The sequence below is a fragment of the Streptomyces sp. NPDC091272 genome (assembly GCF_044757485.1).
Classification (GTDB): Bacteria; Actinomycetota; Actinomycetes; order Streptomycetales; family Streptomycetaceae; genus Streptomyces.
In genome coordinates this window covers 745,435-757,355 of record NZ_JBIVVC010000002.1, presented here as the reverse complement: position 1 = coordinate 757,355, position 11,921 = coordinate 745,435, and the positions used below count along the sequence as shown (strand labels likewise).

At 73.6% G+C, this 11,921-nt stretch carries 13 protein-coding genes; 10 read left to right on the top strand and 3 right to left on the bottom strand.

Going from position 1 to position 11,921, the window contains the following annotated elements; translation table 11 throughout:
• Positions 1–121 precede the first annotated feature (121 nt).
• Positions 122–1,102, bottom strand: coding sequence for a type I pantothenate kinase (gene coaA, locus ACIQM4_RS08155; protein WP_401587628.1), 981 nt, complete (start codon positions 1,100–1,102; stop codon positions 122–124).
• Between the two features lie 334 nt (positions 1,103–1,436).
• On the opposite strand from coaA, the gene ACIQM4_RS08150 reads away from it, so the two are divergent.
• Together ACIQM4_RS08150 and ACIQM4_RS08145 are read left to right on the top strand one after the other, a co-directional pair.
• On the top strand, positions 1,437–1,805 hold the full coding sequence (locus ACIQM4_RS08150; protein ID WP_401587625.1) for a holo-ACP synthase: 369 nt from the start codon (positions 1,437–1,439) through the stop codon (positions 1,803–1,805).
• A 223-nt stretch (positions 1,806–2,028) separates the two neighbouring features.
• Positions 2,029–3,531, top strand: coding sequence for an NAD(P)H-hydrate dehydratase (locus tag ACIQM4_RS08145; protein ID WP_401587622.1), 1,503 nt, complete (start codon positions 2,029–2,031; stop codon positions 3,529–3,531).
• Between the two features lie 162 nt (positions 3,532–3,693).
• Here ACIQM4_RS08145 and ACIQM4_RS08140 read toward each other — a convergent pair whose 3' ends face one another.
• Complete coding sequence (locus ACIQM4_RS08140) at positions 3,694–4,566, bottom strand: L,D-transpeptidase (RefSeq protein WP_401587620.1); 873 nt, start codon at positions 4,564–4,566, stop codon at positions 3,694–3,696.
• 339 nt (positions 4,567–4,905) lie between these two features.
• On the opposite strand from ACIQM4_RS08140, the gene alr reads away from it, so the two are divergent.
• From alr to ACIQM4_RS08120, 4 genes are all read left to right on the top strand, one after another.
• Positions 4,906–6,129 (top strand): alanine racemase, encoded by a 1,224-nt coding sequence (gene alr / locus ACIQM4_RS08135; protein ID WP_401588235.1) that lies wholly within the window; start codon positions 4,906–4,908, stop codon positions 6,127–6,129.
• A gap of 30 nt (positions 6,130–6,159) precedes the next feature.
• Positions 6,160–7,386, top strand: a complete 1,227-nt coding sequence (locus ACIQM4_RS08130; protein WP_401587617.1) for an alpha/beta fold hydrolase — start codon at positions 6,160–6,162, stop codon at positions 7,384–7,386.
• Positions 7,358–7,882: a tRNA (adenosine(37)-N6)-threonylcarbamoyltransferase complex ATPase subunit type 1 TsaE gene (gene tsaE / locus ACIQM4_RS08125; RefSeq protein WP_401587615.1), complete on the top strand. Its 525-nt coding sequence runs from the start codon at positions 7,358–7,360 to the stop codon at positions 7,880–7,882. The genes ACIQM4_RS08130 and tsaE overlap by 29 nt, the downstream gene beginning before the upstream one ends.
• Positions 7,883–8,134: 252 nt before the next feature.
• Positions 8,135–8,365, top strand: a complete 231-nt coding sequence (locus ACIQM4_RS08120; protein ID WP_401587612.1) for a hypothetical protein — start codon at positions 8,135–8,137, stop codon at positions 8,363–8,365.
• Positions 8,366–8,402: 37 nt separating this feature from the next.
• On the opposite strand, the gene ACIQM4_RS08115 is transcribed toward ACIQM4_RS08120, so the two are convergent.
• Entirely contained in the window at positions 8,403–8,972 is a 570-nt protein-coding gene (locus ACIQM4_RS08115) for a hypothetical protein (protein WP_401587610.1), read from the bottom strand.
• Positions 8,973–9,105: 133 nt separating this feature from the next.
• On the opposite strand from ACIQM4_RS08115, the gene tsaB reads away from it, so the two are divergent.
• From tsaB to ACIQM4_RS08095, 4 genes are read left to right on the top strand one after another with little or no spacing between them, the layout of a single operon-like run.
• On the top strand, positions 9,106–9,768 hold the full coding sequence (tsaB, locus tag ACIQM4_RS08110) for a tRNA (adenosine(37)-N6)-threonylcarbamoyltransferase complex dimerization subunit type 1 TsaB (protein ID WP_401587608.1): 663 nt from the start codon (positions 9,106–9,108) through the stop codon (positions 9,766–9,768).
• Positions 9,769–9,821: 53 nt separating this feature from the next.
• The gene (gene rimI, locus ACIQM4_RS08105; protein WP_401588232.1) at positions 9,822–10,292 is read left to right on the top strand and encodes a ribosomal protein S18-alanine N-acetyltransferase; all 471 of its coding nucleotides are present in this window, start codon (positions 9,822–9,824) and stop codon (positions 10,290–10,292) included.
• Positions 10,289–11,461, top strand: a complete 1,173-nt coding sequence (tsaD, locus tag ACIQM4_RS08100) for a tRNA (adenosine(37)-N6)-threonylcarbamoyltransferase complex transferase subunit TsaD (RefSeq protein WP_401587605.1) — start codon at positions 10,289–10,291, stop codon at positions 11,459–11,461. The genes rimI and tsaD overlap by 4 nt, the downstream gene beginning before the upstream one ends.
• Positions 11,458–11,715 carry a hypothetical protein gene (locus ACIQM4_RS08095; RefSeq protein ID WP_401587602.1) on the top strand — a complete coding sequence of 86 codons (258 nt, stop codon included), beginning with the start codon at positions 11,458–11,460 and terminating at the stop codon, positions 11,713–11,715. Before tsaD ends, ACIQM4_RS08095 begins: the two co-directional genes overlap by 4 nt.
• Positions 11,716–11,921 lie beyond the last annotated feature (206 nt).

The window sequence follows — 11,921 nt, the reverse complement described above, 5'->3', positions numbered from 1 at the left end:
CGCCCGGCGGTCCTGCCGGGGTGCGCGGCGGAAGCTGAGAAGGCCCGCCCGGGGTTCGTTCCGGGCGGGCCTTTCCCGTACGTACGGAGACGGGTGGGGCCCCGTACCTACGGGGAGACCCTCAGAGCTTGCGCAGGGACAGCCGCTGGACCTTGTGGTCCGGGCCCTTGCGGACGACCAGGGTGGCGCGGCCCCGGGTGGGGGCGACGTTCTCCAGGAGGTTGGGGCGGTTGATGGTGCGCCAGGTGTTGCGGGCGTAGTCGAGGGCCTCCTCCTCGGACACCTGGGTGTACTTGCGGAAGTACGAGAAGGGGTTCTGGAACGCGGTCGCGCGCAGTTTGCGGAACCTGTTGAGGTACCACTGCTCGATGTCCTCCTCGCGCGCGTCGACGTACACCGAGAAGTCGAAGTAGTCGGCGAGGCCCACCCTGGTCCTGCCGTCGCTGCCGGGGAGGGCCGGCTGGAGGACGTTCAGGCCCTCGACGATGAGGATGTCCGGGCGGTGCACGGTGAGCCGTTCGCCGGGCACGATGTCGTAGATCAGGTGGGAGTAGACGGGCGCGGTGACCTCGTCCTTCCCGGCCTTCACGTCGGCGACGAAGCGGGTCAGGGCGCGGCGGTCGTACGACTCGGGGAAGCCCTTGCGGGCCATCAGGCCGCGCCTTTCGAGCTCCTTCATCGGGTGCAGGAAGCCGTCCGTGGTGACCAGCTCGACGCGCGGGTGCTCGGGCCAGCGGGCCAGCAGGGCCTGCAGCAGACGGGCGACGGTCGACTTCCCCACGGCGACACTGCCGGCGACCCCTATCACGAAGGGTGTGCCGCGCTGGGTGCCGTTCTCACCGAGGAAGGTGTTGAGGGCGCCGCGGAGGTTGCCGGTCGCTCCCACGTAGAGGTTCAGGAGGCGGGAGAGCGGGAGGTAGATGTCGCGTACCTCGTCGAGGTCGATGACGTCGCCGAGCCCGCGCAGCCGTTCGACCTCCTCGGCGGTGAGGGGCAGCGGCGTCTTCTCGCGCAGGGCGCTCCACTCCGTGCGGGTGAGGTCCAGGTACGGGGACGACTCGGCCCGGCTGCGGTGGGAGCTTCGTGGCGGCGAAGTGATCACCAGACCATTGTCGGGGGTGGCGGGCGGTTGTCGCCGGTCGGGAGGGGTGGGGTGGATCACTCGGCGGACGGGGTTGCACGGGGGGACTCCGGGTCGGAGGGGGAGGCCGAGGCGGTCGGCTCTGGGACGCCGGGGGCCCGCGGCGGGGGTGCGGGCCGAGGCGGTCGGGTCTGGGACGCCGGGGGCCCGCGGGCCGGGGTGCACGGCGCGGGAGCGGTTCGGCCTACGCTGCGCAGTGCGTGCGGGAGTGTGCGCAGGACGTGCGCGGCAGCGCCCGACGAGGTGGACCGGCCGAGGACTGCGGCCGGGTCCGGGACCGTGGAGTGGGTGGACAGTGATTGTTGGGGTCGGGATCGACGTCGCCGAGATCGAGCGGTTCGGGGCGGCGCTGGCGCGCACGCCGCAGCTGGCCGACCGGCTCTTCGTCGAGCGGGAGCTGACGCTGCCGAGCGGTGAGCGGCGCGGGATCGCCTCGCTCGCGGCACGGTTCGCCGCCAAGGAGGCACTGGCCAAGGCGCTGGGCGCACCGGCGGGGCTGCTGTGGACGGACGCGGAGGTCTGCGTCGAGGAGTCGGGGCAGCCTCGGCTCCAGGTCTCGGGGACGGTGGCCGCACGGGCCGAGGCGCTGGGGGTGAGGTCGTGGCACGTGTCGCTCAGCCATGACGCGGGGGTGGCTTCGGCGGTGGTGATCGCGGAGGGGTGAGGGGAAGGGGGCACGCTCTGAGGGGGCACGCGCTGAGGGGCACGCGCTGAGGGGCACGCTCTGAGGGGGCACGCGCTGAGGGGGCACGCTCTCCGCCGCCCCCGGCTCTCCTGCGTCCCCGACGCCCCGGGTGCAGGGGGAGGCGGGCACGCTCTCCGTCCCCCCCGGGACTCTCCTGCGTCCCCGACGCCTCGGGCGGCGCCCCTGGGGCAGACTCAGGGACATGCGTACCGCACACAGTGTCGAGACCGTCAGGACCGTCGAGCGGGAGGCCATGGCCCGGCTTCCGGAGGGCGCGCTGATGCAGCGTGCCGCCGCCGGGCTGGCCGCCGCCTGCGTCGATCTGCTGGGGAGGCGGGTGTACGGGGCGCGGGTCGTCCTGCTCGTCGGCAGCGGCGACAACGGGGGCGACGCCCTCTACGCGGGTGCCAGGCTCGCCCGGCGCGGGGCAGGCGTCACGGCCGTGCTGACCGACTCGCGGCAGCGGGCGCACGCGGGCGGTGCCGTCGCGCTGCGGGCCGCAGGCGGGCGGATCGTGGCCGGACCGCACGAGGCGCACGAGGTGCACGAGGACGGCGGCTGCGGGTCCTCGGCCTACCAGGCGCTCGGCCGCGCCCACCTGGTCATGGACGCGATCACCGGGATCGGCGGCCGGGGCGGGTTGCGCGCCGACGCTGTCCCGCTGGTACGGGCGGCGGAGGCGTCCGACGCGGTGCTGGTGGCCGTGGACCTGCCCAGCGGGATCGACGCCGACAGCGGGCAGGTCGAGGGCGAGAGCGTACGGGCGGATGTGACCGTGACGTTCGGGACGTACAAACCGGGGCTGCTGATCGACCCCGCGAAGGAGCGGGCCGGGGTGGTCCGGATCGTCGACCTCGGGCTGGAGACGGCCGGGGTGGCGGCGGACGTCCAGGCGCTCCAGCACGCCGAGGTGGCGGGTCTGCTGCCGGTGCCGGCGGCGGAGAGCGACAAGTACCGGCGGGGCGTGGTGGGGGTCGTCGCCGGGTCCGCGCGCTACCCGGGCGCCGCGGTGCTCGCCGTGGCGGGTGCGCTGCACGGTGGCGCGGGGGCCGTTCGGTACGTCGGCCAGGGCGGGGACGCGGTGCTCGCCCGCTTCCCCGAGGTACTGGTGAGCGACGGGGCGCCCGGTGACGCGGGGCGGGTGCAGGCGTGGGTCGTCGGCCCCGGGCTCGACGACCGTACGAAGGACGCGCTGGCGGACGTACTGGCGTCCGACGTGCCGGTCCTCATCGACGCGGACGGTCTCGGCTCGCTCGACCCGGAGGCGGTACGGGGCCGGGGCGCGCCCACCGTGCTGACGCCGCACGCGGGCGAGGCGGCTGCGCTGCTGGGGGTCGAGCGGGCCGAGGTGGAGGCCGAACGGCTGTCCTCGGTGCGGAAGTTGGCGGTCAAGTACGGCGCGACGGTCCTCCTCAAGGGCTCGACCACGCTGGTCGCACCGCCCGACGGGGGCGGGCCGGTCCGGGTCAATCCGACCGGGACGGGCTGGCTGGCGACGGCGGGCAGCGGGGACGTGCTGTCGGGCCTGACGGGGGCGCTGCTCGCGGCCGGCCTCGACCCGCTCGACGCGGCCTCGGTGGGCGCGTACCTGCACGGCCTGGCGGGCCGGCGCGCGGCGCGGGGTGCGCCGGTGAAGGCGGGTGACGTGGCGGCGGAGATCGCGGGTGCCTGGAGGGACGTGCGGGGTGAGGGGACGCGGGGGTAGGGGGAGGGGCTTGGAAGGGCGTGCGGGAGTGGGACGGCGGGGTGCCGGCGGGAGCTGCCGGCACCCGGCCCTCGCTCGGCACCCCGTCGCGGGGCCGGCGCCCGGCCCTCGCTCGGCACCCCGTCGCAGGGGCGGTCGCGGTGAGCGGCCGGTCCCGCCGGGTCAGGCGCGCCGCGGTTCGGGCGTGATCGGTGAGTCCAGGTCCCACTCCACCGGGATGTGCTCGCCCCCGAAGCCCTTGACCACCAGCTCCTCCTCGTTGCTGCGGCGGTCGTCGTGCGCCTCCCAGCTGCGCACGTTCGTACCCGGCTTGGCGCCCCAGACGTAGATCATGCTGCCGACGCCGAGCCTGTCCCACAGGCGCTTCGCGTCGTGCACGTAGAGGTTCACGCAGCCGCCCGAACCCGACTTGAAGAGGTCGCCGTACGTGCCGTGCAGCGCCTGCCCGCCGCTGAAGAACTGGCTGTACGGCATGGGGGCGTTGTCGTAGATGGTGGAGAAGTGGTTCTTGTGCTTCCAGTAGACCTTGTGCCAGCCGGTGCGGGTCTCCAGCCCGCGGATACCGCTGCGGATCGGGACCGGGGCGAAGACGACCGTCTTCCCTCTCTGCATCCACAGCAGCTGGCGCGGCAGGTCCACACAGGTGACGGTGTAGCTGCGGACCGGGCACCGGCCGGCCGCGTTCGGGTTCTTGCGGGCCTCGCGCACCAGCAGCAGGCCGTACGTCTGTGCGGTGGCGCGGCCGTCGGCCGGCTTGATGTTCAGCTCCCGCTGGAGCTTGCGGATGGCGGCGCAGTCACCCGGAGACTGCTTGCCGTCGGCCTGGAGGCGGAGCCCCAGCTCCAGGTCCTTCTGGTACGGGCCGGTGGGCGCGGTGCACGGCGGCTCGGGGGCCGAGTGCGCGGCGGGCCCGGGGGCGGTCGCGGCGGGAACGGCGTCGTGCGCGGCGGCCGGGGACACGGGAACGGCGCCCGCCGCCACGGCGACGAGCCCGGCCAGGGCGGATACGCGGGCGAGGTGGTGGGCGTGGTTCATCGTTCCTCAGCTCCTCCGGCGTGCGGCGGGCCCGAGGAAGCGGGCCCGCCCGTGCAGTCCATCCGGCCGTCCGCGGGCCCCGCGCGCCACGCACCGGCTGCCGCGCGGGTGAAAGGGCGCACCGAATGTGTGACGTGGAGTGAGAGGACGCCGGCGCGTCCGGGGCGGGGCGAAGGGGCGCGACGGCGGCACGGGACCGCCACGGCGGGACGAGGACCTGGTCGTCCGGCGTTCTCACGGGCCGCCTTGACCGGGCCTGTCGTAACCCTCTGCGAGACTGGGGGCGCGATGACCGTGAAGACCGAGAGCGTGATGACCGAGAGCGTGATGAGCCAGGCGATGACCCAGTCGACGACGCGGGCGGAGCCCCGGGCCCCGATGCGCGCGCGTGCGGAGATCGACCTCCGCGCCCTGCGTGCGAACGTCAGGGCCCTGCGCGAACGCGCCCCGCACGCCGCGCTGATGGCCGTCGTGAAGTCGGACGCCTACGGGCACGGCGCTCTGCCCTGTGCCCGCGCCGCCCTGGAGGCAGGCGCGACCTGGCTCGGCACGGCCACCCCGCAGGAGGCGCTGGAGCTGCGTGCCGCCGGGATCACTCCGGCCGACGCACGCGTGCTGTGCTGGCTGTGGACGCCCGGCGGGCCCTGGCGCGAGGCGATCGAGGCCGACCTCGACCTGGGGATCGGCGGCATGTGGGCGCTGCGCGAGGCCACCGACGCCGCCCGCGCCCTCGGACGTACGGCGAAGATCCAGCTCAAGGCCGACACGGGCCTGGGCAGGGGTGGCTGCCAGCCCGCCGACTGGCCGGAACTGGTCGCCGCCGCCCGCGCCGCGGAGAAGGAGGGCGTCGCCCAGGTCACCGGTCTCTGGTCGCACTTCGCGTGCGCCGACGAGCCGGGGCACCCCTCGATCGGTCTTCAGCTGACCGCGTTCCGCGAGATGGTCGCATACGCCGAGGAGCAGGGCCTGGACCCGGAGGTGCGCCACCTCGCCAACTCCCCGGCCACGCTGACCGTGCCGGAGTCGCACTTCGACCTGGTGCGGACCGGGATCGCGATGTACGGGCTCTCGCCGAGCCCCGAGCTCGGCACACCGGCCGAGCTGGGGCTGCGCCCGGTGATGACGCTCGCCGCATCCGTCGCCCTGGTCAAGGACGTCCCGGCGGGCCACGGCGTCAGCTACGGCCACCACTACGTCACCGAGCGCGCCACGACGCTCGGCCTGATCCCGGTCGGGTACGCGGACGGGGTGCCGCGCAGCGCCTCGGGGCGCGGCCCGGTCCTGGTCGGCGACAGGTGGCGGCGGGCCCGCGGCCGGATCGCGATGGATCAGTTCGTGGTCGACCTCGGCGGTGAGACACCCGAACCGGGGGAAGAAGCCATCTTGTTCGGACCGGGCGACCGGGGCGAACCGACGGCCGAGGACTGGGCGCAGGCCGCGGACACGATCGCCTACGAGATCGTCACCCGTATCGGCCGGCGCATTCCGCGCGTGTACGTCAACGAGGACCCGGCCCACGACCTGGACCGCGACCCGGCCGGTGAACCGGCCCGGGACAGCTAGGCACCGGCGCACACCAGGGAGGAGCGGCACGTGAGCGGGGACAGCACGCAGGGCGCGGCGGTCGCGGCGCAGGCGGTGACCGAGGCGGCGGCCGCGGGCAACTGGCGCCGGGCCGGCCTGGCCGGGACCGTCATCGGCATGGTCGCCGCGGGCGCGGCGGCGGGCGTCGCCGTCGAGCGGCTCACCGTCGGCCGGGGCATGCGCAAGAAGGCCCGCCTCGCCCTGGACTCGACCGGCCCGTACGGCGCGCTGCGCGGCACCCCCGCCACCGCGCTCGCCGACGACGGCACCGAGCTGTACTTCGAGACGGACGAACCGGAGTCGCGGGCCTCCGCGAGGCGCCGCAAGTTCTTCGGGCGCCGCGAGAGCGGCCCCGTCACCGTCGTCTTCAGCCACGGCTACTGCCTCAGCCAGGACTCCTGGCACTTCCAGCGGGCCGCCCTGCGCGGCAGCGTGCGCACCGTGCACTGGGACCAGCGCAGCCACGGCCGCTCGGCGCGCGGCGCGGCGCAGGCCGAGGGCGAGCAGGTCACCATCGACCAGCTCGGCCGCGACCTCAAGGCCGTCATCGACGCGGCCGCCCCCGAGGGGCCGCTGGTGCTCGTGGGGCACTCGATGGGCGGCATGACCGTGATGGCGCTGGCGGACCAGTACCCGGAGCTGATCCGGGAGCGCGTCGTCGGTGTGGCCTTCGTCGGTACGTCCTCGGGGCACATGGGCGAGGTGAACTTCGGGCTGCCGGTCGCGGGCATGAACGCGATACGTCGCTTCCTGCCGCGCGTACTGCGCACCCTGGGCTCCCAGACGGAACTGGTGGAACGGGGGCGCCGGGCCACCGCGGACCTCTTCGCCGGCATCGTCAAGCGGTACTCGTTCGGCTCCCGCGACGTGGATCCCGCGGTCTCCAGGTTCGCGGAACGGCTGATCGAGGGGACCCCGATCGACGTGGTCGCGGAGTTCTACCCGGCCTTCCAGGACCACGACAAGGCGGCGGCGCTCCAGATCTTCGCGGAGGTCCCGGTGCTGGTGCTGGCGGGTACGAGGGACCTGGTCACCCCGAGCGCGCACAGCGAGGCCATCGCGGAACTGCTCCCGGACGCGGAACTGGTGATCGTCCCGGGCGCGGGGCACCTGGTGATGCTGGAACTCCCCGACCTGGTGAACGACCGCCTCGCGGAGCTGCTGGCGCGCGTGGGGGCCGTGCCGCCGAGGGCTAACGTTGATTCCCATGGAAGCACCGCACAGCGGGGCCGTTGAGAACGGCCCGATCAACTCGTACTCCCTGACCGTCGACTCGCCCGCCCGGATGGGCGAGTTGGGGCGCTCGCTGGCCAAGCTGCTGCGTCCCGGTGATCTCGTGATGCTCACCGGGGAGCTCGGCGCCGGCAAGACCACGCTGACCCGCGGCCTCGGCGAAGGCCTGGGGGTGCGTGGCGCCGTCACCTCCCCGACCTTCGTCATCGCCCGTGTGCACCCGCCGCTGGGCGACGGGCCCGCACTGGTGCACGTCGACGCCTATCGGCTCGGCGGCGGACTCGACGAGATGGAGGACCTCGACCTGGACGTCTCGCTGCCCGACTCGGTGATCGTCGTGGAGTGGGGCGAGGGCAAGGTCGAGGAGCTCTCCGAGGACCGCCTGCACGTCTTCATCGACCGCGCGAGCGGCGACACGGACGACGACGTACGGAAGGTGCGCCTGGACGGCGTCGGGACCCGCTGGACGGACGAGGAACTGTCGGCGCTGGGACGCTGAGCGCTCCGGGGCGGTGGGGCGGGGTGGTCCGGGCCGTGGGGCGGGAGAGGTGGCCGGGCGGGCCCGGGGTGGCGGGTCGGGAACCTGGGCGTCGCGCCGCGCGTTCTCCAGGCACACCGTACTTTCCGACAAGGTGTCGGGAAGATGTTGCATCGGGGGTGCCGGGCGTGGTCACATGGGTTCGGAGACCTTGGTTAGGTCAGCCTAACCACCATCGCCCTGCGCCTGCTCCCGTCGCCCCAGGAGGCGTCCATGTCGGCACCGGAACGAGAAGTCGAGAAGCCCATGACGCCTGCCGCGCCCGCTCCCGTCACCGACCCCGTCACCGACCCCGCTGTCGCCACGGAGGCCGTGACGATGAGCGCCCTGCTGGCGTCCTGCGCGGCGGCCACGGCCGTGTCCACCCCGCCCGACCGCACCGCCCCTGCCCGCCGCCCCCGGACACAGGACAAGGGGACCGCCGGACAGCGCGACGCTGCCTGAACGGTCCCCTGGATCTCACGACGGTCCGCGTGCGGGCCTACGGGACGACGACGACCTTGACGCTGACGGTCGCGAACTCCCACACCGCGGTGCCGTCCGCGCGGGTCAGCCGGACGGCGCCCGTGCCCTCCTGCGGCGTCGCGCCCGGCTTCGGCATCGTGCCGTCGACGGCCGCGCTGAAGCCGACCGTCACCCCGTCGACGTTCGCGAACCGCACCACGTGCTCCACCGGCTTGCCGTCCGACCCCGTGATCTTCAAGGACCGGGTGCTGACCCGATAGGTGTCCGGCGTCGGGTTGACCGCACTCGGCGAGACCTTGAAGGTCCGCGGCTTGGTGCCCGCCTTCGCCTCGGCGTCCACCAGCCAGATCCGCTTGCCCGCCAGCGAGTACACGACCCGGGTGCCGCTGCCGGAGTTCGCGGGCAGCGCCAGCGGCGACGGCTTGGCGGCCTTGCCCTTGGGGCCGGACGTGACGGGCGAGGCGGACGAGCTGGGTGCGGCCACTGTCCCGGGTGCGCTCGCCGACGCCTGGTACGCGAGGAACCCGACGACCGCGAGTGCCCCCGCGGTGAGCCCGGCCACGATTCCCGAGCTGCTGCTAGCCACCTTGGTGCACCTTTCGATCAACACTTCGAGCCTCTACGGATACGTGTGCGCACGACCTTGTCGTGACGGTAGCAGCAGCCGTACGGACCGTACGGACGCCGTGCTTCCGCTGCGTGGGCCGTAGGCTGTTCGTGTGCTCCTGCTCGCTGTTGATACCGCCACCCCCGCCGTCACCGTCGCCCTCCACGACGGCTCGTCCGTCGTCGCCGAGACCACCCGGGTCGACGCGCGCCGGCACGGCGAACTGCTGCTGCCCCTCATCGACACGACCCTCCGCGAGGCCGGTCAGGAACTCGGTGCCGTCACCGGGCTCGTCGTCGGCGTGGGCCCCGGCCCGTACACCGGACTGCGGGTCGGCCTCGCCACTGCCGAGACCTTCGCCTTCGCACTGGGTGTGCCCGTGCACGGCCTGTGCACGCTGGACGCGCTCGCGTACGCGGCGGGGGCCGAAGGAGTCGAGGGCCCCTTCGCCGTGGCCACCGACGCCCGCCGCAAGGAGGTCTACTGGGCGCGTTACGACGACGCGCGCACCCGTACCACCGAACCCGCGGTGGACCGCCCCGCCGAGATCGCGGAGCAGCTGGCGGGACTGCCGGTGGCCGGCGCCGGCGCGCTCCTCTACCCGCAGGACTTCCCCGACGCGCGCGGCCCCGAGCATGTGTCGGCCGCCGCGCTGGCCTCGCTGGCCGCCGAGAAGCTGGCCGCGGGTACGGACTTCCTGCCGCCGCTGCCCCTGTACCTGCGCCGCCCGGACGCCCAGGTGCCCAAGAACTACAAGGTGGTCACTCCCCGGTGACCACTGCGGCAAGCAGGCACGACGACCGGCCCGAGACGGCCGTCCTGCGCGAGATGCGCTGGTGGGACATCGACCCCGTGCTCGCGCTCGAACACGAGCTGTTCCCCGAGGACGCCTGGTCACCCGGCATGTTCTGGTCCGAGCTGGCGTACGCGCGCGGCCCGCGCGCCTCCCGCAGGTACGTCGTCGCCGAGGACCGGGAGAGCGGGCGACTGGTCGGCTACGCCGGTTTCGCCGCCGCCGGCGGCCTCGGCGACGTGCAGACCATCGCCGTCACCCGCGACCAGTGGGGCACCGGCCTCGGCGCCCGGCTCCTCGCCGACCTCCTCAAGCACGCCACCGCCTTCGAGTGCACCGAGGTGCTCCTGGAGGTACGGGTCGACAACACGCGTGCGCAGAGGCTGTACGAACGCTTCGGCTTCGAGCCGATCGGCTTCCGCCGCGGCTACTACCAGCCGGGCAACATCGACGCGCTGGTCATGCGGCGCACGACGACCGAAGAGACAGAAGAGATCCAGCCATGAACCTCACGCGCGGTATCGACGAGCCCCTGGTCCTCGGCATCGAGACCTCCTGCGACGAGACGGGCGTCGGCATCGTCCGCGGTACGACACTGCTCGCCGACGCGGTGGCCTCCAGCGTGGACACGCATGCCAGGTTCGGCGGGGTGGTCCCCGAGATCGCCTCCCGCGCACACCTGGAGGCGATGGTTCCGACCATCGAGCGGGCCCTGAAGGACGCCGGGATCGTTGCCTCCGACCTGGACGGCATCGCCGTCACGGCGGGCCCTGGGCTGGCCGGCGCGCTCCTCGTCGGCACGACGGCGGCCAAGGCGTACGCGTACGCACTCGGCAAGCCGCTCTACGGCGTCAACCACCTCGCCTCCCACATCTGCGTCGACCAGCTGGAGCACGGCAAGCTCCCCGAGCCGACCATGGCGCTGCTGGTCAGCGGCGGGCACTCCTCGCTGCTGCTCGCCCCCGACATCACCTCCGACGTACGCCCCCTGGGCGCGACCATCGACGACGCGGCGGGCGAGGCCTTCGACAAGATCGCCCGGGTGCTGAACCTCGGTTTCCCGGGCGGCCCGGTCATCGACAGGCTCGCCAAGGAGGGTGACCCGAAGGCGATCGCGTTCCCGCGCGGCCTGACGGGTCCGCGCGACCCGGCGTACGACTTCTCCTTCTCCGGCCTCAAGACGTCCGTGGCGCGCTGGATCGAGGCGAAGCGCAGCGCGGGCGAGGAGGTGCCGGTGCGCGACGTGGCGGCCTCCTTCCAGGAGGCGGTCGTCGACGTGCTGACCAGGAAGGCCGTACGCGCCTGCAAGGACGAGGGCGTCGACCATCTGATGATCGGCGGCGGCGTGGCAGCGAACTCCCGGCTGCGGGCGCTGGCGCAGGAGCGCTGCGAGAAGGCGGGCATCACCCTGCGGGTCCCGCGCCCCGGCCTGTGCACGGACAACGGGGCGATGGTCGCGGCCCTTGGCGCGGAGATGGTGGCCCGGGGCAGGTCCGCCTCCGACTGGGACCTCTCGGCGGACTCCTCGCTGCCGGTGACCGAACCGCACGTGCCGGGCCACGCGCACGAGGAGGCGGGCCAGGAGTCGCAGGCCCACCCGCACGGTCACAGTCACGGACACGGGCATGACCATGACCACGTCCACGAGATCAGCAAGGACAACCTCTACTCATGACCGTCGCACTGATGTGGGAGGCCCGCGCCGTCGAGGGCAGGGGCGCCGAACTCCTGGAGTGGGCCTACACCCAGGTCGAGCTCCTCGCCACCGCACCGGTGCGCCGGGAGATCTTCCGGGCGCCGCAGGACCGGGTCCTCGTACTCACCTGGTGGGACGCCCCGTACGACGCGGACCTCCCCGAACTGCCGGAACCGGCTGCGGAGTTGATGGCGCGGCCGGTGCACAGATGGCGCTTCGAGTCGGTCGGCTGACGGCCCTGGCGGCGGGGCGCCACGGGCGACCGCAGGGGTTTACGGACGGCGGCCGGGGCTGGGCCATCCGGTGGACGTCCGAGTGTCGTTAGCCGCTTTTCGGACAAGACAACTTGAGACTCGGCGGTGCCAGGGGTCGCCCCCGCTCGTCGAGAAAGTGAGTCCCAAGATGTCCGTATCGCAGCTGAAGGTGGCCCAGGCCGGCC

Bases quoted from the DNA above. Each gene is read 5' to 3' on its own strand.
- ACIQM4_RS08145 (WP_401587622.1), top strand. From the start codon at position 2,029: ATGCGTACCGCACACAGTGTCGAGACCGTCAGGACCGTCGAGCGGGAG.
- ACIQM4_RS08140 (WP_401587620.1), bottom strand. From the start codon at position 4,566: ATGAACCACGCCCACCACCTCGCCCGCGTATCCGCCCTGGCCGGGCTC.
- alr (WP_401588235.1), top strand. From the start codon at position 4,906: ATGACCCAGTCGACGACGCGGGCGGAGCCCCGGGCCCCGATGCGCGCG.
- tsaE (WP_401587615.1), top strand. From the start codon at position 7,358: ATGGAAGCACCGCACAGCGGGGCCGTTGAGAACGGCCCGATCAACTCG.
- ACIQM4_RS08120 (WP_401587612.1), top strand. From the start codon at position 8,135: ATGTCGGCACCGGAACGAGAAGTCGAGAAGCCCATGACGCCTGCCGCG.
- rimI (WP_401588232.1), top strand. From the start codon at position 9,822: ATGCGCTGGTGGGACATCGACCCCGTGCTCGCGCTCGAACACGAGCTG.
- tsaD (WP_401587605.1), top strand. From the start codon at position 10,289: ATGAACCTCACGCGCGGTATCGACGAGCCCCTGGTCCTCGGCATCGAG.
- ACIQM4_RS08095 (WP_401587602.1), top strand. From the start codon at position 11,458: ATGACCGTCGCACTGATGTGGGAGGCCCGCGCCGTCGAGGGCAGGGGC.